Below are 25180 nucleotides of genomic sequence, written 5' to 3' on the forward strand. Positions count from 1 at the left end.
AGCCCGCCGACGGGGGAAGATCGGCGGGCTGCCTCTGTGCCGCTATGGCTCTAGTGGACGGAGTGCTCGTCCAGCGGGAATGTTCCGCCGACGACGTCCTCCGCGAACTCCTTGACCGCGTCGCCCATGACCTCGCGCAGGTTGGCGTACTTCTTGACGAACTTGGGCACGCGACCGCCGGTCAGCCCCAGCATGTCCGTCCACACCAGCACCTGCGCGTCCGTCTCCGGCCCGGCGCCGATACCGACCGTGGGGATGTGCAGCACCCGGGTCACCTCGGCCGCCAGCTCGGCCGGCACCAGCTCCAGCACCACGGCGAACGCGCCCGCGTCCTGCACGGCCTTGGCGTCCCGCAGCAGCTGCTGGGCCGCCTCCTCGCCGCGCCCCTGGACGCGGTAGCCCATGGCGTTGACGGACTGCGGCGTGAGCCCGATGTGGGCCATCACCGGGATCCCTGACTCCACGAGCAGCCGGATCTGCTCGTGCGACCGCTCGCCGCCCTCCAGCTTCACGGCCCCCACCCCGGCGTCCTTCACCAGCCGGGTCGCCGAGCGCAGCGCCTGCACCGGACCCTCCTGGTAGGAGCCGAAGGGGAGGTCGCCGACGATCAGGGCACGCTGCGTGCCACGGACCACCGCGGCCGACAGCATGGTCATCTCGTCCATGGTCACGGGGACCGTCGTCTCGTACCCGAGGTGGCAGTTGCCCGCCGAGTCGCCGACGAGGAGCACCGGGATCCCGGCCTCGTCGAAGACGGACGCGGTCATCGCGTCGTAGGCGGTGAGCATGGGCCACTTCTCGCCGCGTTCCTTGGCGAGGGCGATGTCGCGAACAGTGATACGGCGTGTGCCCTTGCCCCCGTACAGCGCCTTGCTGCCGTCGGAGGGCTTCGTCTGGGCAGCCGAAAGCTGCGTCATTGCAACGGCTCCTTCAGTCATCTCGAGGCGCCCTTACGGCGTCCCCGGATCACTCCCATGGTGGCACCTCGTGCCGGGCGCAGCCAAGAGGACCTCTGTCACGTAAGGGCTCACGGAAGGCGGTGTGTAAGGACCGGGTAAAAACATTTACGATACGAGACCGATCCGTATCGGAATTATCTAGGCTGTTCCGTATGACCAATCCACCTCTCCCTGTCGCACCCCGGATCCCGGAAGCGGTGCACCGGCGCCGCTGGGCGATCCTGGGCGTGCTGATGCTGAGCCTGCTGATCGTGGTGCTCGACAACTCGATCCTGAACGTCGCCATCAAGACGATCTCCACCCCGGCCCCGACCGGCCTCGGCGCCACGCAGAGCGAGCTGGAGTGGGCGATCAACGCCTACACCCTCGTCTTCGCGGGCCTGCTGTTCACCGCCGGTCTGATCGGCGACCGGGTGGGCCGCAAGAAGGTGCTGCTCGGCGGCCTCGTGGTGTTCGGCATCGGCTCGGCCCTGGCCGCCGAGTCCGGTTCACCCGGCCAGCTCATCGCCTACCGCGCCCTGATGGCCCTCGGCGCCGCCTTCGTGATGCCGGCCACCCTCGCCGTCCTCATGAACGTCTTCGAGCGCGAGGAGCAGCCCAAGGCCATCGGCATCTGGGCGGGCGGCGTCGGCCTCGCCATCGCCATCGGCCCGATCACCGGCGGCGTCCTCCTCGACCACTTCTGGTGGGGCTCGGTCTTCCTCATCAACGTGCCGATCGTGCTCCTCGCGCTCGCGCTGATGGTGTGGCTGGTCCCCGACTCCCGCGACCCGAAGCCGGGCCGCCTCGACCCCATCGGTGTCGTCCTGTCCGTCGTCGGCCTGGTCCTGCTCGTCTACGGCATCATCAAGGGCGGCGAGCTCGCCGACTTCACGGACGTCCAGGTGCTGGCGACCATCGGTGCCGGTGTCGTCGTACTCGCCGCGTTCGTCGTCTTCGAGAAGCGCAGCGACCACCCGTCACTCGACGTCACGTACTTCAAGAACAAGGTGTTCTCGGCCGCCATGGCCGCGATCTGCCTGGTGTTCTTCGCGCTGATGGGCGTGACCTTCTTCTCGGTCTTCTACACCCAGAGCGTGCGCGGCTACTCGCCGCTGCAGGCCGGTCTGCTGATGCTGCCGCTGGCCGCCGCGCAGATGATCTTCGCGCCGCGCGCCCGGCTGCTGGTCGACCGGTTCGGCAACAGGGTCACCACCGGTGTCGGTCTGCTGGTCCTGGCGGGCATGCTCGCCGCGTTCGCGGGCTTTGGGGCGGACACGCCGATCTGGGTCCTGGAGGTCGTGTTCTTCCTCATGGGCGCCGGTATGGCGCACGTCATGACCCCGACGTCCGTCGTCATCATGCAGGCCCTGCCGCGCGAGAAGGCCGGCTCCGCGTCCGCGCTGAGCAACACCTTCCGCCAGGTCGGCGGCGCCCTCGGCATCGCCGTGCTCGGCTCGGTTCTGTCGACGGCGTACCGCACCGGCATCCAGGACAAGCTCGGCCACCTCCCGGTCGGCCTCCGGGACACGGCGGGCGAGTCCATCGAGGCCACGCTCGGTGTCGCCGCGAAGCTCGGCCCGCAGGGCAAGGCCCTCGTCGGCCCCGCCAACGACGCCTTCCTGCACGCCATGCACGTCACCGCCCTGTGCGGCACGGGCGTCGCGCTGATCGGCGCGCTGGTCGCCTTCCTGTTCCTGCCCGGCAAGCCGCCGGCCCGTCAACAGGGTGAGGAGAAGCAGGAGTTGGTGGCCGCGTCCGAGTAGCACCCGGGCGCCGTAGGAGAATGTGCGCAGGAGAGCGAAGGGATGGACTGAAGTGAGCCCCGCCGACAGCCAAGCCGCTCCCGAGCGGGCCCCGGTCAGGGGCCGCCCCCGCAGCGAGGAGGTGGAACGCGCCATCGTGGAGGGCGTGATGAAGCTCCTGGAGGAGGGTGTGCCGCTGGCCGAACTCTCCATCGAGCGCATCGCCCGTACCGCGGGCGTCGGCAAAGCCACCATCTACCGGCGCTGGAGCGGCAAGGAGGAGCTCTTCGTCGACGTCGTACGCAACGCGGAGCCCCTGGGCCCGGAGCTGCCCGGGACCTCGATGCGCGACGACCTCGTGGCAATCCTGGAGCAGTTGCGTCAACGCGGCGTGATGGCCCGCACATCGGCCCTGCTGCACAACGTCTTCGCCCAGATGAAGAGCAGCCCGAAGGTCTGGGCCGCGTACCACGCGAACGTCGTCGAACCGCGGCGCAGGCTGCAGGTGGAGATCCTGCGCCGCGGTCAGGCGGGCGGTGAGCTGCGCGCGGACGTCGACGTCGAGTTGATGAACGACATGTTCGTCGGCCCGATGCTGCTGCGCACCGTCATGCGCCCCGAAGCCGACCTGCCCGAGGGGCTGTCCGAACAGATCGTCGACACACTCCTGGAAGGGCTACGGCCCGTCAGTTCGCCGACCGCGTAACCCGCATGTGCGCGTTGCGTCACAGAGCGCGCTTTCCGCGCCGGTCATCGGAACTCCTCGCCCCGGCTCGTACGTCCCACTGCCTGTACGGCCGTCGAGGACGGCAGGAACGGAGCCGATCATCCCCTAGGGTTTTGTCTCGGGGGACGGACGGGATGCACGGCAGGCAGTGAGGCGACGCGGTATGGCGCAGCAGGCGTACATGACGGAGACGGACAACGGAGGCTCGGGACCCGAGCGCCGGGGAGACCGCTTCCGGCGCCTGATGAACCGCCTCCTCTCCGGCTGGCGCGGCGACCCCAGAGTCTGGCGCCGCGGCATCGTCCTGGCCGCCCTCTCGACCGTCCTCGCGCTCGTGCTGCTGCTGCACGCGCGCGTGCCGAACAGGATCGGCAACCTGGGCAGTCTCACCGAGACCTTCCTGCCCTGGCTGGGCCTGCTGGTCCCGCTCCTGCTGCTGCTCGCGCTGGTGCGGAAGTCGGCCACGGCGCTCATCGCCCTGATCCTCCCGGTCTCCGTCTGGCTCAACCTCTTCGGCGGCCTGCTCAGCGACAAGACCGGCACCGGAGGCGACCTCACCGTCGCCACGCACAACGTCAACGCCGACAACCCCGACCCGTCCGGCACCGCCCGTGACGTGGCCGCGTCCGGCGCGGACGTGGTGGCCCTGGAGGAGCTCACCGCCACGGCCGTCCCGGTGTACGAGCGGGCCCTGGCGTCGACGTACACGTACCACTCGGTGCAGGGCACGGTCGGCCTGTGGAGCAAGTACCCGATGACCGGCGTCAAGGCCGTGGACATCAAGCTCGGCTGGACCCGCGCCATGCGCGCCACGGTGACCACCCCGGAGGGCCGGGTCGCGTTCTACGTCGCTCATATGCCGTCGGTCCGGGTGAAGCTGGAGGCCGGGTTCACGGCCCGGCAGCGCGACACCAGCGCCGACGCGCTGGGCGAGGCCATCGCCGACGAGCCGCTGAAACGGAAGGTGCTGCTCGGCGACCTGAACGGCACCATGAACGACCGCTCGCTCAACGCCATCACCTCCCAGATGCGCTCCACCCAGGGCGCGGCGGGCAACGGCTTCGGCTTCAGCTGGCCGGCCTCGTTCCCGATGGCGCGGATCGACCAGATCATGGTCCAGGGCATCGAGCCGGTGAGCTCGTGGACCCTGCCCGCGACCGGCAGCGACCACCTCCCGGTGGCCGCCCGTGTGAACCTCGACACCACCTCGTAACCCGCTGGAATACGGGGCCCGAGCGGGTTTGTTCCGCGAATGAACATACAATCCTGGAACACGCACCCCTCTATGCGCGGACAACTGCGCTCCGAAAGGAACAGGCCCCTCCATGCCCCTGGCCCTGCTCGCTCTGGCCGTCGGCGCATTCGGTATAGGAACCACCGAATTCGTGATGATGGGACTCCTCCCCGACGTCGCGAACGACCTGCACATCTCGCTCCCCGCCGCCGGTCACCTGGTCTCGGCGTACGCGCTGGGTGTGGTGATCGGCGCCCCGCTGCTCGCCGCACTGACCGCGCGGATGTCCCGGCGCACGGTCCTGATCGGCCTGATGGCGCTGTTCGTCGTCGGCAACGCGCTGTCGGCGTTCGCCCCCGGCAATGACTCGTTGCTGGCCGCCCGCTTCCTCAGCGGCCTGCCGCACGGCGCCTTCTTCGGCGTCGGCGCGGTCGTCGCCACGAACATGGTCGCGCCGGAGCGCAAGGCGCGTTCCGTCTCGCTGATGTTCCTGGGCCTGACGGTCGCCAACATCGTGGGCGTGCCGGTCGCCACGCTCATGGGGCAGCACCTGGGCTGGCGGGCCACCTTCCTGGGCGTCAGCGCGATCGGCCTGGCGGCGATTGCGGCGCTGGCGCTGTTGATCCCGCACGACCACGCGCAGGCACCTGCGGTGGGCCTGCGCCGTGAGCTGTCGGCCCTTCGGTCGCTTCCCGTCTGGCTGGCCCTCGGCACCACGGTCGCGGGCTTCGGCGCCCTCTTCGCGGCCTACAGCTACATCACGCCGATGCTGACGGACGCGGCGGGCTACGCCGACGCGAGCGTCACGCTGCTGCTGGCCCTGTTCGGCGTCGGCGCGACGATCGGCAACCTGGTGGGCGGCCGTCTGGCGGACCACTCGCTGCGGGGGACGCTGTTCGGGGGGCTGGTGGCGCTGGGCGCCGTACTGGCTCTGTTCCCGCTGTTCATGTCCTCGGCGTGGAGCGCGGCCCTGGCGGTGATCCTGCTCGGCGCGGCGGCCTTCATCACCGGCTCGCCCCTCCAGCTGATGGTCATGGAGAAGGCGTCGGCGGCCCCGTCCCTGGCGTCCTCGGCCAACCAGGCGGCCTTCAACCTGGCCAACGCCGGGGGAGCGTGGATCGGCGGGCTCGCCCTGGCGGCCGGGTTCGGGGTGACGTCACCGGCGCTCGCGGGGGCGATGCTGGCGGTGCTGGGGCTGGGCGTTGCGGGCGTCGCGTACGCGGTGGACCGTCGGCGGACGGTTCCGCGGACACAGGCCGGCCGGGAACGGGTGGTGGCGTCCCACAGGCCGCAGCGGTCGGAGGCGTTCCACCACTGAGGCTCACTGCCTGAAGGCCGGGCCGGCATGCTCAACCGGTCCGGCTTCGAGGACGGCTGCGCCCTGCGCTGCGGGCACCACACCCGAGCGTGCGGTTACGGGGACTCGGACGAGCCCAGGGCCAGCTCTGCCCAGATGGTCTTACCGGTGCTGGAGTGGCGCGTACCGTTCCTGATCAGTGAGCCCGTCGGCGGGGTGCTCCGGTGGCAGGGTGGCGAGCACGGTGTCGCAAAGATCGTCCAGGGATGTCGTGGCGCCGGCGAGGGCACTGCACAGACGCGCGATCCCGTCGTCGATGTCCTGCTCGCGGGACTCGACCAGCCCGTCGGTGTAGAGAGCGAGCAGGCGCGCCGGCCCACCGACGCACGCGCGTCCTCCGCCTCGACGACTGCTCTCTCTTCTCCCCTGCGCGAAAGTGCCGGACCCTGGCTAGTCGAAGCGGGCAAGATCCCGCAGCCAGGCCGTCGCCGAACTGTCCGAGGGCGCCCGCCAGTCACCCCGCGGCGACAGCGAACCCCCCGCCGACACCTTCGGCCCGTTCGGCATCGCCGACCGCTTGAACTGCGCGAACGCGAAGAAGCGACGGCAGAACACCTCCAGCCACCGCCGGATCTCCGGAAGGTCGTACGCCACCCGCTTGGCCTCCGGGAACCCCGGCGGCCAGGCGCCCCCCTCCGCGTCGTGCCACGCGTGCCACGCCAGGAACGCGATCTTCGACGGCCGGAACCCGTACCGCAGCACCTGGAACAGCGTGAAGTCGTGCAGCGCGTACGGCCCGATCTTCGACTCCGTCGACTGCATCTCCTCGCCCGGCACCAGCTCCGGACTGATCTCGGTGTCGAGGATCGCGGCGAGGATCTTCCCGGTCTCCTCGTCGAACTGCCCGCTGCTGATGACCCAGCGGATGAGGTGCTGGATCAGCGTCTTGGGCACACCGGAGTTGACGTTGTAGTGGCTCATCTGGTCGCCCACGCCGTACGTCGACCAGCCGAGCGCCAGCTCCGACAGGTCACCCGTGCCGAGCACGATGCCGCCGCGCTGGTTGGCGAGCCGGAACAGATAGTCGGTGCGCAGGCCCGCCTGCACGTTCTCGAAGGTGACGTCGTACACCGGCTCGCCGGACGCGAACGGATGCCCCATCTCCTTCAGCATCAGCCGCGCCGTCGGCGTGATGTCCAGCTCCGCCGCGGTGACCCCCAGCGCCCGCATCAGCGCATGGGCGTTGTCCTTGGTGTGGTCGCTGGTGGCGAACCCGGGTAGCGTCCAGGCCAGGATGTCGCTGCGCGGTCGCCCGGCGCGGTCCATCGCGCGCGCGGCGACGATCAGCGCGTGCGTGGAGTCGAGGCCGCCGGACACCCCGATGACCACCTTCGGCCCGCCGATCGAGGCCAGCCGCTGCTGAAGCCCCGCGACCTGGATGTTGTACGCCTCGTAGCAGTCCTGCGCGAGCCGCTCGGCGTCGGCCGGCACGAACGGGAAGCGCTCCAGGCGACGGCGCAGGCCCAGATCGGTGAGCGGTGGATCCAGCTCGAACCCGACCGTCCGGAAGTCACCGGTCCGCGCCCGGTGCGTACGGCGGTTCTCGTCGAACGTGCCCATCCGCTGCCGCTCCTGCCGCAGCAGATCGAGATCCACGTCGGCCACCGCGTGCTCGTCGCCCAGCGGGAACCGCTCGGTCTCGGCCAGCAGTACACCGTTCTCGAAGACCATGGCCTGTCCGTCCCAGGACAGGTCGGTGGTCGACTCACCGAGGCCGGCCGCCGCGTAGACGTACGCGGCGAGGCAGCGGGCGGACGCCGAGCGGCACAGCAGCTTGCGGTCCTCGGCCCGCCCGACCGTGATCGGGCTGCCGGAGAGGTTGACGAGGAGGGTCGCACCGGCGAGGGCGGCCTCCGCGCTGGGCGGCACCGGCACCCACATGTCCTCGCAGATCTCCGCGTGCAGCACCAGCCCGGGGACGTCCTCGGCCGCGAACAGCAGATCCACGCCGAAGGGGACCGCCTCACCGCCGACCCGGATCGAACCGCCGCGCTCGTCGGCGCCGTCGGCGATCTGCCGACGCTCGTAGAACTCCCGGTAGTTCGGCGGGTACGACTTCGGTACGACACCGAGTACCCGGCCGCGGTGCACGATCACCGCGCAGTTGTAGATCCGGTGGCGATGGCGCAGCGGGGCGCCGACGACCAGGACCGGCAGCAGGTCCGCCGATCCGGCCACCACCTCCCCGAGCGCCTCCTCGACCTGGTCGAGCAGGGCGTCCTGCAGCAGCAGGTCCTCGATCGAGTAGCCGCACAGCACCAGCTCCGGGAAGACGGCGACGGCCACCCCCTCCTCGGCGCACCGGCGTGCGTGGCGCAGGACCGCTTCGGCGTTGGCATGCGGGTCGGCGATGACGGTGTGACCCGTACACGCGGCGACGCGCGCGAAGCCGTGCTGATAGATCGACCAGAAGTTCAAGGCAGGCACCCGCTCAGTGTAATCGTCAGTCCGACACGATGGGTGGTGCGGGGTCTGGACGCTCCCATGCCCCGCACCTCACGCCCCCTCAGCTGCGGTAACCCAGCACCGTCATCATCCCCGCCTCCGCGTGGTAGACGTTGTGGCAGTGGATCATCCACAGGCCCGGATTGTCGGCGTCGAAGTCGACCGTGAGCGTGCCGTTCGGCATGACCAGCGCCGTGTCCTTGCGCGGCCCGCCCGCCGCATTGGCCAGGGAGAAGGTGTGCCCGTGCAGATGGAGCGGGTGCCACATGGTCGTCGAGTTCTCGAACTCCAGCCGCACCCGCTCTCCGGCGCGCACGGCGTGCCGCTGCGTGGCGGTGTACGGCTTCCTGTCGAACGCCCAGTCGTAGTGCATCATCCCGCCGGTCAGCCGGAGCTTGACCGTGCGGTCGGGTTCCTTCCGCGCGAGTGCCACGGTGGCATCCGCCGTGAGCTTGTCCGCGGTCAGGAGTCTGCCGTCGAGTTCCTTCGGGCGCACGGAGGCGGTGGGCGCCGTACCGCCGCCGGTGCGCAGAAGCGCCATCGTGGCCGCCTTCTTGCCCTCGGCCAGCGCGGTGAGCGGGAAGACTCCGTCGCCGGCCGTCACCAGCACGTCGTACCGCTCGCCCATGCCGATCAGCAGCGTGTCCGTCGTCGCGTGCCGCACCGGGAAGCCGTCCGTGTGCGTCACCGTCATCCGGTGGCCGCCGAGGGCCACCCGGAAGGCCGTGTCGCCGCCCGCGTTGACGAACCGGATACGGATACGGTCCCCGGGGCGGGCCCGGAAGGCCGAAGGAGCCGTCGCCGTACGCCCGTTGACCAGGTAGTACGGGTAGGCCACATCGCCGGCGTCGCCGCCCAGCAGGTCGCTGGTGGCGCCCATCAGCATGCGGGAGGGGCCACCGGAGGGGGAGGGCGACGACGACGCCGGACCGCCCATGGACATGTTCGACATGCCGTGCCCGGAGCCGGAGTCGGCGGTGGACCCGGAGTCACCCATGTCCATGCCCCCACCCATCCCCATGCCGCCCATGCCCTGGCGCAGCTCGGCGAGCACGGCGTCCGGCGTCGATCCGTCCACCCCGTCGACCCAGTCGTCCAGGACGACCACCCACTCCTTGTCGTAGGACAGCGGTTCCTTGGGGTCCTCGACGATCAGCGGGGCGTACAGCCCGCGGTCCTGCTGGACGCCCGAGTGCGGGTGGAACCAGTAGGTGCCCGGGTGCGGGACCGTGAAGCGGTACGTGAACTCGGCGCCCGGCCTGATGGAGCCCTGGGTGAGGTCCGGGACGCCGTCCATGTCGTTGCGCAGGGCGATGCCGTGCCAGTGCAGGGTCGTCGGGGCCGGAAGGTGGTTGGCCAACGTCACGGCGAGGGTGTCGCCCGCGGTGACGCGGATCTCCTTGCCGGGCAGCGCTCCGCCGTACGACCAGGACCTGACCGTGCGCTCGCCGAGGTCCAGTGGGGTCTTGGCGGCGGTGAGGCGGATCTTGCGGACGGTGCCGCTTCCGCTCGCGGCGCGTTTCTTCTCGGCGGCGGCGACTTGCTCGCCGGCCGGGTCGACATAGCCCTTGGGGGCGGGGGTGCTTGCGGTCGAGCCCGAAGAGCCCGAGCAGGCGGCCAGGATGCCCGTCCCGGCGACGGCGATGGATGCGCCGAGTACGGAGCGGCGCGTGGGATTACGCATGACGTGCTGACACCTCGTCTGAGTGGTGCTGGTGAATGGCCTGGACGCATCTGCTGCTTCTGGTACACCGCTCGAGGCGCGGAGGTTCCCACCCGGAGCCGGGCAGGCCGAAGCAGCCGGTGCGCAGGCCTAGATGCGCAGCACCGACAGACGGGAGAGGAGAAGTCTCGGCGGGGGAGGGTTGGGCCACAGGGCCCGCAGGAGACGGGAGAGGGGGGCCGGGCGTACGGCAGTCGCCGCACCGCCGCCGAGTGCGGCCGCGAGCAGCAGTCCCAGCGTGAAGACGCCCAGGACGGCCAGACACACCGAGGCCGGGTTCATTCCGTCCATCGAATGGGAGTCGGCCGAACGGGAGTCGGCGCTCATCTCGTGCGCCTGTCCCACCTGCTGATGCACCGCGACCGGCGACGGCGTCCCGCCGTCCACCTCCGAGGGGTGCCCCAGCGTGTGCATGGTCACGACGCCGAGGAGCAGCACGGCGAACAGCAGCAGCCGTCCGTGCGTCTCTCTCCTCGACCGGGCCATGTCTGCACCCTACCCCCGCCGGGTATGCGCGTGCGCCCGCTCCCCGGAAGGGAACGGGCGCACGGCTACCGCAGGGACCTCAGTGCTTCCGGTACGACTCCACGTAGCCGTTCGCGGGCGAGCCCACGCCGGTGACGTCGTCGTAGCCCTTCACCGCGGACAGCGAGCTGTCCTTGCCGAGGCTGCGCACCGAGGTGAGCAGACCGCCGGTGGCGTCGTAGCCGTTGGCGAAGTCGACGCGTGCCACCGCCAGGTCCTTGCCCGTGGGCTTGTCCGTGACGTCGTGGTACACGCCCTTGCCGTACCGGGCGTAGATCTCCGGGTTGGCGAAGCCGATGGCCTTGCCGCCCCGGGCCTCCTGGGCCAGGGCCTGGACGGCCGCGATCACCGGAGCGGCGAGCGAGGTGCCACCGATGCGGTACTCGTCGTAGCCCAGCGTCCCGTCCGGCAGGGTCTGCGTCTGGCCGACCTTGAAGCCGGTGTTCGGGTCGGCGATCGCCGAGATGTCCGGAACGACGCGGTTGCCGGTGGCGCTGTTGGCCGTGGCGAGCGCGTTCGGGACGACACCCTTCTGGTAGTAGGGCTCGGCGACCGTCTTGCTGGTGCCGCCGCCTGCACCCGAGGTGAACGCGCCGGGGAAGTTGGTCCAGCTCTTGCCGTCCGCGGACAGCAGAGCCTTCTTGGTGCCCCAGCCGGTCTCCCACTGGTACGTGTCGCTCTTGCCGACCGCCAGCGAGGTACCGCCGACCGCCGTCACCCAGGCCGAGTTGGCCGGGGTGTCGACCTGCTTCGTACCGGTGTTGGCGACCTCGTCGCCGTTGTCACCGGAGGAGAAGTAGAAGCCGATGCCCTCGACCGCGCCGAACTGGAAGACCTGGTCGTAGGCGGCGGCGAGGTCCGGGGTCTGGTTGGCCTCGATGTCGCCCCACGAGTTGGACACGATGTCGGCGAGGTGGTTGTCGACCACCTTGCTGAGCGAGTCCAGCAGGTCGTCGTCCATGCAGGACGCGGCGCCCACGTACGTCACGTCCGCGGACGGCGCGACCGCGTGCACGGCCTCGACGTCCAGGGTCTCCTCGCCGTACCAGCCGGCGGCGGAGCAGTCCGTGGTGTTCGTGTACTTCTTCGGCAGCACCTGGTGCAGCTGGCTGGTCTTCCAGGCCGCGTCACCGTGCTTCGACGCGTACGTCTGTGCGTCGAAGGCGATGTACGGCGAGGCGTACGCGTCCGTGATGGCGACCCGGACGCCCTTGCCGGTGTACGTGCCCGCACCGTAGGCCGCGCGCAGCTGCTTGCCGGTGTAGCCCTGGACGGCGTACGGGATCTTCGTGCCGTACGCGTCCGGCAGCGTGCTCGCGATGTTCGAGCCGTAGTACGAGGAGAACGGCCCGGAGTTGCGGAACACGGTCTCCGGCGGCGGGAGCGTGTCGTCGTGGCTCGCCTTGTGGGGCGCGTTGTCCAGGCCGGTGACGGTCAGGACGGCGCCCTTGAGGCTGTCCGGGGCCGAGGCCGTCTTCGACGGCGCCCGGTAGGTCTTCGAGCCCTTGGTGTAGTTGTGCAGCTGGGTGCCGAACGCCTTCTCGGCGGCGGCCACGTCACCGGTGACGGAGACGTAGTGCTGCGTGACACCGGTGACCTTCAGTCCGTTGGACTTCAGCCACGACTTGACCGCGGCCACCTGGGCCTTGGTCGCGCCGTAGCGGGCCGCTGCCTGCTTGGCGCTCAGGTACTTGCCGTATGCCGGTGAGCTCGGGTCGGACACGGCCTTCGCGTAGCGGGCGAGGCCGTCGGCGTCCTTGCCGGCGAGGTAGACCCGGAGCTTGACCTGGGCGCCGTTCGAGGCGTCGCCCTTGTCCGCCTTGGCCGTGGCCCACGCGGGCTTGGTGCCCGTGAGGGCGTCCCGGCCCGGGTTGTCCGCGGCGTGCGCCGCGGGTATGCCGAGCGCCAGCGCGCCGGCGAGCATGGGCAGAGTTGCCGCCATGCTCGTGGCACGCAGTCTGGCGCGGTTGGATCTCATAGAACCCCCTGCGATGCGGTTCTTCGCATGTGTGGTCGGTCGTCGTCGTGATCCGCGTAGACAACCCGCTCCGCGGCGGAGGCGCGGGCACTGGATCAAGCGATGGTGGCCACTCTTGCGATGAACCGTTCATGCCAGGGGAAACCGGAAACCAAGAGAAACCCAAGGAACCGTCAGGTGGGGCGATTTGAGGCTTTCGTTCTTACGGCGGCGTTACGAGGCCTATTGAGAACGCGCTTTCGCTCCCCGCTCCTTCAACATCCCCGCCATCAGTTGGATTTCAGACTGCTGAGCGTCGACCATCCCCTGCGCGAGCCGCTTCTCCACCCCGACCGTGCACTTGGCGACACAGCCCTCGGCCATGTGGATACCGCCCTTGTGATGGTCCGTCATGAGCTGGAGGTAGAGGACCTCGGCCTGCTTGCCGCTGAGGGTCCCCAGCTTCTTCAGCTCGGTGTTGGTCGCCATGCCCGGCATCAGCGCGCCGTCCTTGCCGGACGCCATGTCACCCATGCCCATCCAGGTCATCGGCGGGTCGGCCGACACCTTCGGAAGCCCCCACAGGTCCAGCCAACCCAGCAGCATGCCGCGCTGGTTGGCCTGCGTCTGCGCGATGTCGTATGCAAGGCGCCGTACCTCTTCGTTCTTCGTACGGTCCCGCACGATGTACGACATCTCGACGGCCTGCTGGTGATGCACCGCCATGTCCCGGGCGAACCCGGCGTCCGCGGAGTCGGCGGTCGGCGTCTTCGTGCCGGAGCCGCCGTCGTCCTCCGCGACCGCGTAGGTGACCGCGCCGGCCGCGACGAGCGCCGCCGCCGCGGCCCCGGCGACCCAGCCGATGTGCTTCTTCACGTCACATCGTCCCGCCGGTGCAGGAGGCGCCCGGCTCGGGGGTCTGGTCGCCCTGCACATACGTCTCGAAGAACTTGGCCACCTTCGGGTCGGCGGCGCTCTTCACGCCCAGCTGATGCCCCCAGGCCGACAGCACGATCGGCGAGGTCTGGTTCGTGTACGGGCTCATCAGCGAGTACGGCGTCTGCTTCACCTTCGCCGCGAGCGTGTCCACGTCGGACTTCGACGCCTTGTCCGTGTACGTCACCCACACGGCCCCGTGCTCCAGCGCGTGCACCGCGTTCTCGTCCTTGACGGCCTTGGTGTACACGTTGCCGTTGCAGTTGAGCCAGACCGGGTTGTGGTTGCCGCCGACCGGGGGGTGCATCGGGTACTTCACGGTGCCCTCGACATGGGTGCGGGACAGCTTGCCCGTCCAGGTCCGCACGCCGTCCTTGCCCGTGGACCAGTGACCGGAGTCACCTGAGCTCTTCGAGTCGCTCGCCGTGTCGTCCTTCTTGTCGTCCTGCGACTTCACGACGAAGACACCGCCGGCCACCAGCGCGGCCACGGCGACCACGCTTGCGGCGATCACCAGGATCCGGTTGCGCCGCTCACGGGCCTGCTCGGCACGCCGCATCTCTTCTATCCGCGCCTTGCGCGCCGCGTTGCTGGTCTTGTTGCCGGAGGCCATCGGGGTGTCCTTCTGGGGGGAAAGGGACTGCTGGGCCCGCTGATCCTAGTAGGACTGCCGGACGGAATGGAGTCCCGTATGTCCTTCTGTCGGACCTCCCATTACGGATGTCGGTCCGAGCAGGCAAGATGGGCGGTGAGCAGTACACCTGCCGTTGGTGAGGCGTTCAGACCGGAGTCGGACGGCCGATCATGGTCCGCAACGCGCATGAAATGCTGTTGTGGTGTGATGCTCAGGTGCCCGACCGCCTCCTGTGGGACAGGGAGACAGGCGGCCTGACCAGCAAGGATGGGGAAGCGGAAGATGGACAAGCAGCAGGAGTTCGTGCTCCGGACGTTGGAGGAGCGCGACATCCGGTTCGTACGCCTGTGGTTCACGGACGTGCTGGGCTTCCTCAAGTCCGTCGCCGTGGCCCCGGCCGAGCTTGAACAGGCGTTCGACGAGGGCATCGGCTTCGACGGCTCGGCCATCGAGGGCTTCGCCCGGGTCTACGAGTCCGACATGATCGCCAAGCCGGACCCGTCGACCTTCCAGGTCCTGCCCTGGCGCGCGGAGGCCCCCGGCACCGCCCGCATGTTCTGCGACATCCTCATGCCGGACGGCTCCCCGTCCTTCGCCGACCCGCGCTACGTGCTCAAGCGCGCCCTGACCCGCGGCTCCGACCTGGGTTTCACCTTCTACACCCACCCGGAGATCGAGTTCTTCCTGCTGAAGGACCGCCCGCTGGACGGCAGCCGCCCGACGCCCGCCGACAACTCCGGCTACTTCGACCACACCCCGCAGAACATCGGCATGGACTTCCGCCGCCAGGCGATCACCATGCTGGAGTCGATGGGTATCTCGGTCGAGTTCTCCCACCACGAGGGCGCCCCGGGCCAGCAGGAGATCGACCTCCGTTACGCGGACGCGCTCTCCACGGCCGACAACATCATGACCTTCCGCCTGGTCATGAAGCAGGTGGCGCTGGAGCAGGGCGTGCAGGCGACCTTCATGCCGAAGCCGTTCTCCGAGCACCCCGGCTCCGGTATGCACACGCACCTTTCTCTCTTCGAGGGCGACCGCAACGCCTTCTACGAGTCCGGCTCGGAGTACCAGCTCTCCAAGGTCGGCCGCTCCTTCATCGCGGGTCTGCTGCGGCACGCGGCGGAGATCTCCGCGGTGACCAACCAGTGGGTCAACTCCTACAAGCGCATCTGGGGCGGCTCGGAGCGCACGGCCGGCGCCGGCGGCGAGGCCCCCTCGTACATCTGCTGGGGCCACAACAACCGCAGCGCGCTGGTCCGCGTCCCGATGTACAAGCCCGGCAAGACGGGCTCGGCGCGGGTCGAGGTCCGCTCCCTGGACTCCGGCGCGAACCCGTACCTGGCGTACGCGGTGTTGCTCGCCGCAGGCCTGAAGGGTATCGAGGAGGGCTACGAACTCCCGCCGGGCGCCGAGGACGACGTCTGGGCCCTCTCGGACGCCGAGCGCCGCGCGATGGGCATCGAGCCGCTGCCCCAGAACCTGGGCGAGGCCCTGACCCTGATGGAGCGGAGCGACCTGGTCGCCGAGACCCTGGGCGAGCACGTCTTCGATTTCTTCCTGCGCAACAAGCGGCAGGAGTGGGAGGAGTACCGCTCCGAGGTGACCGCGTTCGAGCTGCGCAAGAACCTGCCGGTGCTGTAGGCACAGCCGCCCTGTACCGAGTCGACTCCGACGGCCCCCGTGTGCTCTGGGGGCCGTCGCTGGTTCTGCGGCTTCGGGCCCGGCTGCTTCGGGCAACTCCGCGACGGCGGCGGGGAAGGGCTGGGGGTCGAGCTGGGGAACGGCAATCCGCACGGGCAGCCCGACAGCGCGGACCGGGCGCCGAGACCTCAAGACCTTCTACGACGACACGCCGTCCTGCGACCCACCGGAAGGACCTCGGCGTCAGCCGAGGAAGTGCAGACGACGGGCGGTCAGCCGGCCGTCGTCCTCGCGTTTGACGACGTGTGTCGTACGGGGCGTCGGCTCCTCGCCCTCGAACACCGCCTCGCCGCGCGCCAGCAGGTCGTCGGCGAACTTCTCGGCCGCGATCCGCTCGGCGTCCCCGCCCGGTCCCTGGGCAGCCGGTACATCGTCGCGGGTGGTGTCCACCGGCCCCCGCGGATCCACCATGAACCCGGCCCGCTCCAGCGCCTCGGCGCCGCGCGCGGTCACCATGGCGAGCGCGAGCCGCTCGGAGACGACCTCCACGACGACGGCCTCGGTGGCGTTCACAGCCGTATCCAGCTCCGTACCGTCCGGGCCGTCGGGCGACTCGATCCGTGCCCGGAGCACGGGACGGTCCTCCGTAGCGGCCCGGGTGAATACCGGGTGCGCCGCCGTACGCATCCCCGCCTCCCGCGCGAACGCGCGCTCGCGGGCGTCCTCGCCCACGAAGACACAGTCGTCGGCGCTTCCCCCGGCGCTCGCGACGGCCCGGTCGAAGATCGCGCGGCTGTCCTTCGCGCCCCAGTGCACGAGGGCCTCGTCGGTGAACCGGCCCGGGAACGCCTCGTGCAGCGCGGCCGCCGCCCGTTCGGCGTCACCCTCGTGGGTCCCGGGGTTGGAGATGATGCCCTCGCGCAGCCGGCCGAGGTCGTCGAGCACGGCCAGGGCACGCGGCAGGGGACGGAGCGTCAGGGAACCGTCGGGGTGCTGTCGGGGTTCCGCGAGGGTCGCCCCGATGTCGAAGAAGATCACAGGCATGAGAAGTGCCTCCCCACTGTGGACGCCTTCGAGTCGCGACCGCCCGGGGAACGGCCGGACATTCACCCGGGGCGGCTACGGACCGACGTACGCCGGTGACACCGCCGCGGTACTGATGCGCCGCGGCGTTCCCGTGCCGTCCGCCGGGACCGTGTACAGGTCGGCTCCATAGTCTCCCGGCAGGGCGTAGACCAGGGTGTGATCGTCCTTCCACACCGCCTGGTCGTCCACGCTCCGCGACTCCGCCAGCGCGGTCTCGCGCATCGTCCGCAGGTCGAGGACGTACAGATGCCACGGTGCGTCCTTCGGCAGGCCCGGCACCCGTTTCTTGAAGGCGATGCGGGTGCCGTCGGGGGAGAGGGACGGGCATTCCACGTTCGTGCGGAGCGTGGTCACGGTCCGTGCCTGCAGGTCGCCCCTGACCAGGTATGTCTTCGCTTTCGTCGCCAGCGTCGCGTAGAAGGTCCGGTCGTCCGGCGCGAACGTCACGCCCCAGAAGTTGACATCCGCCGCGTGGTAGGTGTGGCCGTCCCTGATGACGCGGTACGCCTCCAGGGAGGACGTCAGCCGGCCCGTCCGTACGTCCACGATCGCCGCGCGGGTCGAGAAGTTCGTGCCCGCGTAGGAGTCGCCGCCGACGAAGGCCGTCCAGGCCGCGTAGTGGCCGGTGGGGGAGACACGGGCGCGGGACGGGATGCCCGGGACGTCGTAGCGGGCCGTCACATGAAGGTGGGCGTCGAGGATCAGTGCCCGGTACGTGTCCGAGACCGGGCCGTGCACCGCCTGCAGGCATACGCCGGTGCCCGAAGCGGCGTAGAAACGCAGGCATTTCACGCCCGAGGCGACCCGTGGCCCCGACGGGTCCGACGCCGGGACCGTCGTGAGTTCGTCGCGGTGCGGGCCCCATGCCATGTTGCGGAAGACCATGGTGGCGGGGGTGGTGAGGGCGACCCGCCCCGAGGTCACCCGGGGGCCGCCCGGCTGGGCCTGGTCACGGCGTTCGGCACGGGCCGACGCGTGCAGGATCGACGCCACGGCGACCGCCGCGAGGGCGAGCACGGCCGCGAGGAGGACGAGGACGCGGTTGCGGACGGTCATACGGTCGCCTCCCGGGCGGCGGCAGGGCGGAGGAAGGCCGACGACACCGCCGCGCACAGCGCCAGCGCCGCCGTCGACGCGAGCAGCGCCGTACGGTCGCCCCACATCGACCACGCCGCACCGAAGCCCAGCGAGCAGACGAAGCGGGCCAGGGCCTGTCCCGTCTGGACCACGGCCAGGCCCGAGGAGCGGAGCTCCTCCGGCACGCCGTCCGAGGCCACCGCCATCAGCACACCGTCGGTCGCCGCGTAGAAGGCGCCGTGCAGGAGGAGGACGGCGTAGGGGAGCGCGGGGCCGTGCCAGGCGGTGAGGAGGAGGGCGTAGGCGAGGAGCAGTGCGCCGTGGCCGGCCAGGAAGATCCGCCGGCGGCCCACCCGGTCCGCCAGTCTTCCCAGGGGGATCGCGAGAAGCAGGAACGCCGCCGCCGTGCCCAGCGGCAGCAGGGCGAACCAGCGGTCCGGGACGCCGAGGCGGCGCTGCAGGAGCAGATAGACGAAGGAGTCGCTGACGGTCGCCAGGCCCAGCAGCAGGGCGCAGACCGTGATCCGGCGCAGGTCGCGGCGGCGGAGCAGTGCCAGCGCAGCGCGCACCGTCGGACGCACGGCCTTCTCGACGGCCGGTGCCGACGACGAACCCGGCACGAACAGGACCAGCACCAGCACACCGACCACGGCCACGCAGAAGCTCACCGTGAACACCGCGTCGTACCCGTCCACCGTCGCCCGCAGGATCAGGAACGCCACCAGCGGGCCGAGCAGCGCGCCCGCCGTGTCCATCGCGCGGTGCACGCCGAAGGCACGGCCACGGGTCGCGGGCGTGGACGACAGGGAGATCAGCGCGTCGCGCGGGGCGGTGCGCAGGCCCTTGCCGGTGCGGTCGGCGGCCAGGACCAGGCCGATGGGGGTGAGCGAGTGGGCCAGCAACAACAGCGGTTTGCAGAGCGCCGAGACGCCGTACCCCAGCCCCGCCACCCACTTGTGACGGCCGCCGCCCCGGTCGGCGAGGTGGCCGCCCGCCAGTCGTACGAGCGCCGAGAAGCCGTTGTAGACGCCGTCCAGGAGCCCGAAGCCCAGCGGGGACAGGCCCAGGCCCGTCACCAGGTACAGGGGGAGGACCGCCGTCACCATCTCCGAGGAGACGTCGGTGATCAGGCTGACCGTGCCGAGCGCGAGGACCGTGGGGGCGACCGCGGTGCGGTACCGCCCGGCGAGGACCCGCCGGGCGGTGCCTTCCGCGGACGCCGGCGCGACGGGGTCGCTCGCGCGGCTGTCCGCTACGTACATGTCAGGAGGCCCAGATCCCCGTGATGTCGGACGCGGAGGCCGCGTTGCCCGCGTGGGAGGTCAGGCCCTGCGAGTCCTCCAGGGTGCGCAGGAGGTCGTAGTGGTTGTAGGTGGTGGAGCTGGACGACCCCGCCGTCACCGGCTGCCCGTACAGGACCGTCGGGATGCGGTTGCCGGCGAGCCGGTTGTCCTCGTCGAAGGTGACGACGAGGAGGCTGTTGTGGGTCTTGGCCCAGGTGGCGTACGCGCCGAGGTTGTTCTTGATCCAGGTGTCACCGGTCGACACCGAGCAGTCGTGCATGTCGCTGCACAGGTTGGGGGTGACGAAGGAGACGTCGGGGAGCGTCGAGTAGTCGGTCGGGAACTGGGCGAAGGTCTTCGCGCTCGACGTCGGGACGTTGCTGAAGCCGAACCACGGGTTGTGCTTCTGCGCGTAGTTGCCGCTGCTGCACGTGGTCGAGCCCTGGCTGGGCAGCGTTTCGTTGTAGCTGGCCCAGGTCTTCCCGGCGGCGATCAGCTCGGAGCCGAGGTTGGCGGCCGAGGAGAAGCCCGGGGTGACGCAGCTGTCGTCGGTGATGCCCTGGGTGGAGCCCGAGAACAGCGCGTAGTAGTTGGGCTGGCTCGGGTGGGTGATGGCGTACGACTGGGTGAGGCCCGCGCCGCCGGTCTTCAGCGAGTTGATGTACGGGGCGCTGGAGGAGCCGATCACCTGGCTGTACGCGTGGTTCTCCATGACCACGACGACCACGTGGTCCGGGGTCGGCACACCGGACGCGGCGGACGAGGAGCCGCCGAGGCCGGTCCACAGACCGACGGCCGCCGCCGTGAAGGCGAGCGTGGACGCCACGGCCGTACGGCTGCGGCGGTACGCCGAACGAGCGGGACTACTGCCTGTACTGCTGCCGGACACATCAACCTCCGGGAGGGGGGGAAGGACGGTGGGGGCGCGGCGGTGCGGACAGAGCATGCACACGCCAAGATGCCCCCGACCCACGTCACCCAACCCGGACGGTGAAGATCGGATGAACTACTGACCGGAATTCAGTTGTGGGCCTCGGCCAACACCTGGTGCAGCGGCTCGGTCGCCCGGCGCCGGTACTCCTGGATCGCCCAGCCGTTCCCGTCCGGGTCCTTGAAGTACATGAACGTCGCACCGTCCTGCGGCGCGAACTGCTGCGGCTCGCTGACCTCCAGCCCCCGCCCGGTCAGCTCGTCGTACGCCGCCTTCGCGTCGGTCACGCACAGCTGCATGCCGTGATACGTCCCCGGCTGCGGCGTCCCCGTCGGCACCTGCAACCCGTCGACGAGGGCGATCGAACACCCCGACCCGGGCGGCGTCAGCTGCACGATCCGCACCCCTGGCATCACCTCACCGTCGAGGTCGACATGGAAGCCGACCTTGTCCCGGTAGAACTCCTTGGCCCGGTCCACGTCGGAGACCGGCAGCAGGATGACTTCGAGGCTCATGTCCATGGAACGACTCCTTCGTCGTGCGTCACGCGAACGTCAGGTGAATCGCCACCGCGTCTGGCTGAACGGCTCTCCTTTACCGAAGCCGAAAACGGTCCGGGGCGCCACAGAGAAGACGAAGGCGTGTCCGGGGCCGTGGTGGAACGCCCCGTCCCGCACCTCGAAGTGCCAGAAGCTGCCGTACTTCGCCTCCCACGCGGCCGCCGGCTCGCGCAGCCGCCCCTCGTCCGCCACCCGCACCGCCTCGCCCTCCAGCACCAGGTCGTAGCCCTTGTTCCAGGTGTTGGTGCCGGTCGTCAGCACGACCTGCGGATTGTCCGCCAGGTTCCGTGCCTTGCGCTCCTCGGGCCCCGTGCAGAAGTGCAGCGCGCCGTCCGCCCACACGGCCGGCAACGGCGTCACATGCGGCCGCCCGTCCGGCCGCACCGTGGAGATCCAGAACAGCTCGGCCTCGGCGAGCCGCCGCTCGGCCTCGGACCAGACGGTCGCGGTGGCCCGTGGCTCGCTGTAGCGGGCATCCAGACGTGTCTGCGGTTTCCTGTCCGTCATGAGCGGCACTCCCACCTGTGGGTCCCTTTCACAGGACTGACCCGCGGCGACGACAGAACTCATCGCCGACTGACCAGGCGCTCGTGCCAGTCCCTCCGGTTAGGCTCGTGGCCAGTACGACCTTGATCCGACAGGAGGCCGAGGATGACGGCGCCGGGGCGCAGGAGCAGCACCTTCTCACGGCTGCTGCGGCACGGCTTCACCGATCCCTCCGCCGCCGAGCGGCTCCTGGACAGCGCCGAGCTGATGCCCGTGCGCAACGACCCGGTGCTGTTGGAAGCCCTGGGCGCGACCGCCGACCCGGACCAGGCGCTGCTGGGTCTCGTACGACTCCTCGAAGCACAGCCCGGTCCCACGGCCCGGCGTGAGCTGCTCGACACGTTGATAGCGGCCAAGCCGCTGCGGGACCGTCTGCTCGGAGTACTCGGGGCCTCCGTAGCGCTCGCCGACCACCTGGCCCGGCATCCGCGGGACTGGGAGGCACTCGTCATGTACGAGCCCCGGGACCTGCACCCCGGGGTGGAGGAGTTCGAGCGGGGCCTGGCCGAGGCGACCGACCCGGTGTCGTTGCGCGTCGCCTACCGCCACTGCCTGCTGTCCATCGCCGCCCGTGACGTCTGCGGTACCACCGACGTCGCCGAGACCGCCGCCGAGCTCGCCGACCTCGCCACCGCGACCCTGCGCGCCGCCCTCGCCATCGCCCGCGCCGCCGCGCCCGACGACGCGGCCGCCTGCCGGCTCGCGGTGATCGCGATGGGCAAGTGCGGCGGACATGAGCTCAACTACGTCTCCGACGTGGACGTCATCTTCGTCGGCGAGGCGACGGAGGGTGCCGACGAGGGCAAGGCCCTGCGCTCCGCCACCAAGCTCGCCTCGCACATGATGAGGGTCTGCTCCGAGACGACCGTCGAGGGCTCGATCTGGCCGGTCGACGCCAACCTCCGCCCCGAGGGCCGCAACGGCCCGCTGGTCCGCACCCTCTCCAGCCATCTCGCGTACTACCAGCGCTGGGCCAAGACCTGGGAGTTCCAGGCGCTGCTCAAGGCCCGCCCGGTGGCCGGCGACATCGAGCTCGGCGAGGAGTACGTCACCGCCCTCGAACCCCTCGTCTGGAAGGCCGCCGAGCGGGAGAACTTCGTCGTCGACGTGCAGAAGATGCGCCGCCGGGTCGTCGAGAACATCCCCGCCGCCGAGGTCGACCGCGAGCTGAAGCTCGGCCCCGGTGGTCTGCGGGACGTCGAATTCGCCGTACAGCTGCTGCAGTTGGTGCACGGGCGGGCGGATGTGTCGTTGCGCAGCGGGACGACGCTCGACGCGCTGCAGGCGCTGGCCGCCGGCGGCTACGTCGGCCGCGCCGACGCCGTGCAGCTCGACGACGCGTACCGCTTCCTGCGGTCCATGGAGCACCGGATCCAGCTCTACCGGCTGCGGCGCACGCATCTCGTCCCCGAGGACGAGGCCGACCAGCGGCGCATCGGGCGCTCGCTCGGGCTGCGCGCCGACCCGGTCGCCGAGCTGAACCGCGAATGGCGGCGGCACGCGGCCGTCGTACGCCGTCTGCACGAGAAGCTGTTCTACCGGCCGCTGCTCGACGCGGTCGCCCAACTGGCGCCCGGCGAGGCCCGGTTGAGCCCGGAGGCGGCCCGGGAGCGGCTGGTCGCGCTGGGATACGGCGATCCGGCCGCGGCCCTCCGCCACCTGGAGGCCCTCGCCTCCGGGGTCACCCGCAAGGCCGCGATCCAGCGAACTCTCCTGCCGGTGCTGCTGGGTTGGTTCGCCGACTCCGCGGACCCGGACGCGGGGCTGCTCAACTTCCGCAAGGTGTCGGACGCGTTGGGCAAGACGCCCTGGTATCTACGGCTGCTGCGGGACGAGGGCGCCGCGGCCGAGAACCTCGCGCGCGTGCTGTCCGCCGGGCGGCTCGCTCCGGATCTGCTGATGCGCGCGCCGGAAGCGGTGGCGCTGCTCGGCGACGGGGACGGGGGAGGGCTGGAGCCGCGCGGGCGCGAGCAGTTCGAGCCGGAGATCCTCGCGGCGGTGGGGCGCGCGGAGGGTGTGGTGCAGGCCGTGACCGCGGCGCGTGGGGTGCGGCGACGGGAGCTGTTCCGTACGGCCGCCGCGGACATCGTCGGTTCCTACGGCACCGAGACGCAGCCCGCCGAGGCCGATCAGGGTGCGCTGGTGGACCGGGTCGGGGGTGCGGTGTCCGACCTGACGGCGGCGACGCTGGCCGGGACGCTGCGGGCGGTGGTGCAGGACGGCTGGGGGGACGAACTGCCGACCCGGTTCGCGGTCATCGGCATGGGTCGCTTCGGCGGGCACGAGCTGGGCTACGGCTCCGACGCGGACGTCGTCTTCGTGCACGAGCCGCGGGAGGGCGTGAGTGAGCAGGAGGCCTCCGAGGCAGCGGGCAAAGTCGTCTCCGAGATGCGGCGACTGCTCCAGATGCCGAGCGCGGACCCGCCGCTGCTGATCGACGCCGACCTTCGGCCCGAGGGCAAGTCGGGGCCGCTCGTCCGGACACTGAAGTCCTACGAGGCGTACTACCGCCGGTGGTCGCTGGTCTGGGAGTCGCAGGCGCTGCTGCGGGCCGAACCGGTCGCCGGGGACGAGGAGTTGGGGCGTGCCTTCATCGAGCTGATCGACCCGCTGCGGTACCCGGCGGAGGGGCTGGGCGACGACGCCGTACGCGAGATCCGGCGGCTGAAGGCCCGGATGGAGTCGGAGCGGCTGCCGCGCGGCGCCGACCCCAAGCTGCACACCAAGCTGGGGCCGGGCGGGCTGTCCGACGTGGAGTGGACCGTGCAGCTGCTGCAAATGCGGCACGGATGGGTCGAGCCGGGGCTGCGGACCACGCGGACGCGGGAGGCGCTGGCGGCGGCGTGCGCGGCCGAGCTGATCTCCGGGGAGGACGCGGAGATCCTGGACGAGGCGTGGGTGCTGGCGACGCGGGTGCGGAACGCGGTGATGCTGGTGCGGGGCAGGGCGGGGGACACGTTTCCGTCGGACGGGCGTGAACTGGCCGCTGTGGGCCGGTACTTGGGGTACGGGGACGGGCATGTGGGGGACATGCTCGATGCCTACCGGCGGACGGCGAGGAGGGCTCGGGCGGTGGTGGAGACGCTGTTCTACGGGGCGTAGGGAAGACGCAGTGACCGCGCATGATTCATGAACCCCGCCAACCCCACCTCGAACGCCCTGTCCGCCCGCCCCTCTCCCACCGCCGCCAGCGCCTCCGCCAACCTCGGAGTGGGTGTCTCCTCCGTCAGCTCCCACATCGTCTCCGGGGCCGCCAGGTCCAGCGCCGAGCCCAGCACCAGGTTCTCCAGGGCGACGATCAGCGGCATCACCTCTCCCGCCGCGAAGCCCGCGTCCAGCAGCAGGGTCACCGCGCGCTCGTACTGCTCCAGGACCCGGGGCGCTCGTACGGGTGACGTCATCAGGAGCGGGATCGCCTTCGGGTGGGCGGCGAAGGCGGCGCGGTAGGAGCGGGCCCAGGCCTCCAGGGCCGTGTCCCAGGGGGTGAGGTCCAGCGTGCCGGGGTCGATCGCCTCGGCCACCCGCTCCCGCAGGAGTTCCACGATGCCGTCCCGGCCGTCCACATGGTGATACACCGAACCGGTCTGGGCGCCCAGCCTCCTCGCGATCTGCGGCACGCTGAAGTCGCCCTGCTCGTCGACGAGTTGCAGTGCCGTCGCCGTGATGCGCTCACGGTCGAGGAGCGGTGTGCGCGGCCGTCCCATGCGTGTGTTCTCCCCTGGAGGTGTGAGACAGGGCTTCCCGGACGCCCCGAGGTGAGGCTACATTGCCGAAACCGAAAGCCTTTAGGTTTATGGGCCCGGACGCCACCGCGTACTCCGGGAACGCCGGC

Annotated in this window: 21 protein-coding genes; 6 read left to right on the top strand and 15 right to left on the bottom strand. The window is 70.5% G+C overall.

Annotated features, from left to right (window positions below; all coding sequences use genetic code 11):
• Positions 1 to 50: 50 nt before the first annotated feature.
• Entirely contained in the window at positions 51 to 917 is an 867-nt protein-coding gene (gene panB / locus ACWC09_RS28875) for a 3-methyl-2-oxobutanoate hydroxymethyltransferase (protein WP_450853825.1), read from the bottom strand.
• 194 nt (positions 918 to 1111) lie between these two features.
• On the opposite strand from panB, the gene ACWC09_RS28880 reads away from it, so the two are divergent.
• The 4 genes from ACWC09_RS28880 to ACWC09_RS28895 all read left to right on the top strand — a co-directional run bounded on the left by ACWC09_RS28880 (position 1112) and on the right by ACWC09_RS28895 (position 5962).
• Positions 1112 to 2704, top strand: coding sequence for an MFS transporter (locus ACWC09_RS28880; RefSeq protein WP_450853827.1), 1593 nt, complete (start codon positions 1112 to 1114; stop codon positions 2702 to 2704).
• Between the two features lie 52 nt (positions 2705 to 2756).
• Complete coding sequence (locus ACWC09_RS28885) at positions 2757 to 3389, top strand: TetR/AcrR family transcriptional regulator (RefSeq protein ID WP_450853828.1); 633 nt, start codon at positions 2757 to 2759, stop codon at positions 3387 to 3389.
• A gap of 265 nt (positions 3390 to 3654) precedes the next feature.
• A complete protein-coding gene (locus ACWC09_RS28890; RefSeq protein ID WP_450853895.1) occupies positions 3655 to 4623 on the top strand; it encodes an endonuclease/exonuclease/phosphatase family protein in 969 nt (322 codons plus the stop codon).
• A 112-nt stretch (positions 4624 to 4735) separates the two neighbouring features.
• A complete protein-coding gene (locus tag ACWC09_RS28895) occupies positions 4736 to 5962 on the top strand; it encodes an MFS transporter (RefSeq protein ID WP_450853830.1) in 1227 nt (408 codons plus the stop codon).
• Positions 5963 to 6103: 141 nt separating this feature from the next.
• Here ACWC09_RS28895 and ACWC09_RS28900 read toward each other — a convergent pair whose 3' ends face one another.
• The 7 genes from ACWC09_RS28900 to ACWC09_RS28930 form a co-directional block, all read right to left on the bottom strand.
• The gene (locus ACWC09_RS28900) at positions 6104 to 6307 is read right to left on the bottom strand and encodes a SpoIIE family protein phosphatase (protein ID WP_450853896.1); all 204 of its coding nucleotides are present in this window, start codon (positions 6305 to 6307) and stop codon (positions 6104 to 6106) included.
• A gap of 84 nt (positions 6308 to 6391) precedes the next feature.
• Positions 6392 to 8428: an NAD(+) synthase gene (locus tag ACWC09_RS28905; protein ID WP_450853832.1), complete on the bottom strand. Its 2037-nt coding sequence runs from the start codon at positions 8426 to 8428 to the stop codon at positions 6392 to 6394.
• Positions 8429 to 8507: 79 nt separating this feature from the next.
• Positions 8508 to 10130 (bottom strand): multicopper oxidase family protein, encoded by a 1623-nt coding sequence (locus ACWC09_RS28910; RefSeq protein WP_450853834.1) that lies wholly within the window; start codon positions 10128 to 10130, stop codon positions 8508 to 8510.
• Positions 10131 to 10259: 129 nt separating this feature from the next.
• Positions 10260 to 10655: a DUF6153 family protein gene (locus ACWC09_RS28915; RefSeq protein WP_450853836.1), complete on the bottom strand. Its 396-nt coding sequence runs from the start codon at positions 10653 to 10655 to the stop codon at positions 10260 to 10262.
• A gap of 79 nt (positions 10656 to 10734) precedes the next feature.
• The gene (locus tag ACWC09_RS28920) at positions 10735 to 12672 is read right to left on the bottom strand and encodes a S53 family peptidase (protein ID WP_450853838.1); all 1938 of its coding nucleotides are present in this window, start codon (positions 12670 to 12672) and stop codon (positions 10735 to 10737) included.
• 222 nt (positions 12673 to 12894) lie between these two features.
• On the bottom strand, positions 12895 to 13527 hold the full coding sequence (locus ACWC09_RS28925; RefSeq protein ID WP_450853839.1) for a DUF305 domain-containing protein: 633 nt from the start codon (positions 13525 to 13527) through the stop codon (positions 12895 to 12897).
• Between the two features lies 1 nt (position 13528).
• Entirely contained in the window at positions 13529 to 14200 is a 672-nt protein-coding gene (locus tag ACWC09_RS28930; RefSeq protein WP_450853841.1) for a DUF3105 domain-containing protein, read from the bottom strand.
• A gap of 303 nt (positions 14201 to 14503) precedes the next feature.
• Here ACWC09_RS28930 and glnA point away from each other — a divergent pair, with 303 nt between their 5' ends.
• Entirely contained in the window at positions 14504 to 15865 is a 1362-nt protein-coding gene (gene glnA, locus ACWC09_RS28935) for a type I glutamate--ammonia ligase (protein ID WP_450853842.1), read from the top strand.
• Between the two features lie 243 nt (positions 15866 to 16108).
• Here the strand turns inward: glnA and ACWC09_RS28940 are convergent, their stop codons facing one another.
• The 6 genes from ACWC09_RS28940 to ACWC09_RS28965 all read right to left on the bottom strand — a co-directional run bounded on the left by ACWC09_RS28940 (position 16109) and on the right by ACWC09_RS28965 (position 21309).
• Positions 16109 to 16909, bottom strand: coding sequence for an HAD family hydrolase (locus ACWC09_RS28940; RefSeq protein WP_450853844.1), 801 nt, complete (start codon positions 16907 to 16909; stop codon positions 16109 to 16111).
• A 75-nt stretch (positions 16910 to 16984) separates the two neighbouring features.
• Positions 16985 to 18007, bottom strand: a complete 1023-nt coding sequence (locus tag ACWC09_RS28945; protein WP_450853846.1) for a TolB family protein — start codon at positions 18005 to 18007, stop codon at positions 16985 to 16987.
• Complete coding sequence (locus ACWC09_RS28950) at positions 18004 to 19290, bottom strand: MFS transporter (protein WP_450853848.1); 1287 nt, start codon at positions 19288 to 19290, stop codon at positions 18004 to 18006. Before ACWC09_RS28950 ends, ACWC09_RS28945 begins: the two co-directional genes overlap by 4 nt.
• A 1-nt stretch (position 19291) precedes the next feature.
• The gene (locus ACWC09_RS28955; RefSeq protein ID WP_450853850.1) at positions 19292 to 20137 is read right to left on the bottom strand and encodes an alkaline phosphatase family protein; all 846 of its coding nucleotides are present in this window, start codon (positions 20135 to 20137) and stop codon (positions 19292 to 19294) included.
• A gap of 194 nt (positions 20138 to 20331) precedes the next feature.
• Positions 20332 to 20763, bottom strand: coding sequence for a VOC family protein (locus ACWC09_RS28960; RefSeq protein ID WP_450853852.1), 432 nt, complete (start codon positions 20761 to 20763; stop codon positions 20332 to 20334).
• Between the two features lie 33 nt (positions 20764 to 20796).
• Positions 20797 to 21309, bottom strand: a complete 513-nt coding sequence (locus ACWC09_RS28965) for a pyridoxamine 5'-phosphate oxidase family protein (RefSeq protein ID WP_450853853.1) — start codon at positions 21307 to 21309, stop codon at positions 20797 to 20799.
• 144 nt (positions 21310 to 21453) lie between these two features.
• Here ACWC09_RS28965 and ACWC09_RS28970 point away from each other — a divergent pair, with 144 nt between their 5' ends.
• Entirely contained in the window at positions 21454 to 24450 is a 2997-nt protein-coding gene (locus ACWC09_RS28970; RefSeq protein ID WP_450853854.1) for a bifunctional [glutamine synthetase] adenylyltransferase/[glutamine synthetase]-adenylyl-L-tyrosine phosphorylase, read from the top strand.
• On the opposite strand, the gene ACWC09_RS28975 is transcribed toward ACWC09_RS28970, so the two are convergent.
• Complete coding sequence (locus ACWC09_RS28975) at positions 24438 to 25052, bottom strand: TetR/AcrR family transcriptional regulator (RefSeq protein ID WP_450853855.1); 615 nt, start codon at positions 25050 to 25052, stop codon at positions 24438 to 24440. The two genes, ACWC09_RS28970 and ACWC09_RS28975, sit on opposite strands and share 13 nt — an antisense overlap.
• Positions 25053 to 25180 lie beyond the last annotated feature (128 nt).

This window comes from Streptomyces sp. NPDC001617 (genome assembly GCF_053596855.1).

Coding starts and splice junctions, on each gene's coding strand:
- panB (WP_450853825.1), bottom strand. CDS start 917: ATGACGCAGCTTTCGGCTGCCCAGACGAAGCCCTCCGACGGCAGCAAG.
- ACWC09_RS28880 (WP_450853827.1), top strand. CDS start 1,112: ATGACCAATCCACCTCTCCCTGTCGCACCCCGGATCCCGGAAGCGGTG.
- ACWC09_RS28890 (WP_450853895.1), top strand. CDS start 3,655: ATGAACCGCCTCCTCTCCGGCTGGCGCGGCGACCCCAGAGTCTGGCGC.
- ACWC09_RS28895 (WP_450853830.1), top strand. CDS start 4,736: ATGCCCCTGGCCCTGCTCGCTCTGGCCGTCGGCGCATTCGGTATAGGA.
- ACWC09_RS28910 (WP_450853834.1), bottom strand. CDS start 10,130: ATGCGTAATCCCACGCGCCGCTCCGTACTCGGCGCATCCATCGCCGTC.
- ACWC09_RS28915 (WP_450853836.1), bottom strand. CDS start 10,655: ATGGCCCGGTCGAGGAGAGAGACGCACGGACGGCTGCTGCTGTTCGCC.
- ACWC09_RS28920 (WP_450853838.1), bottom strand. CDS start 12,672: ATGAGATCCAACCGCGCCAGACTGCGTGCCACGAGCATGGCGGCAACT.
- ACWC09_RS28930 (WP_450853841.1), bottom strand. CDS start 14,200: ATGGCCTCCGGCAACAAGACCAGCAACGCGGCGCGCAAGGCGCGGATA.
- glnA (WP_450853842.1), top strand. CDS start 14,504: ATGGACAAGCAGCAGGAGTTCGTGCTCCGGACGTTGGAGGAGCGCGAC.
- ACWC09_RS28940 (WP_450853844.1), bottom strand. CDS start 16,909: ATGCCTGTGATCTTCTTCGACATCGGGGCGACCCTCGCGGAACCCCGA.
- ACWC09_RS28945 (WP_450853846.1), bottom strand. CDS start 18,007: ATGACCGTCCGCAACCGCGTCCTCGTCCTCCTCGCGGCCGTGCTCGCC.
- ACWC09_RS28950 (WP_450853848.1), bottom strand. CDS start 19,290: ATGTACGTAGCGGACAGCCGCGCGAGCGACCCCGTCGCGCCGGCGTCC.
- ACWC09_RS28960 (WP_450853852.1), bottom strand. CDS start 20,763: ATGGACATGAGCCTCGAAGTCATCCTGCTGCCGGTCTCCGACGTGGAC.
- ACWC09_RS28965 (WP_450853853.1), bottom strand. CDS start 21,309: ATGACGGACAGGAAACCGCAGACACGTCTGGATGCCCGCTACAGCGAG.
- ACWC09_RS28970 (WP_450853854.1), top strand. CDS start 21,454: ATGACGGCGCCGGGGCGCAGGAGCAGCACCTTCTCACGGCTGCTGCGG.
- ACWC09_RS28975 (WP_450853855.1), bottom strand. CDS start 25,052: ATGGGACGGCCGCGCACACCGCTCCTCGACCGTGAGCGCATCACGGCG.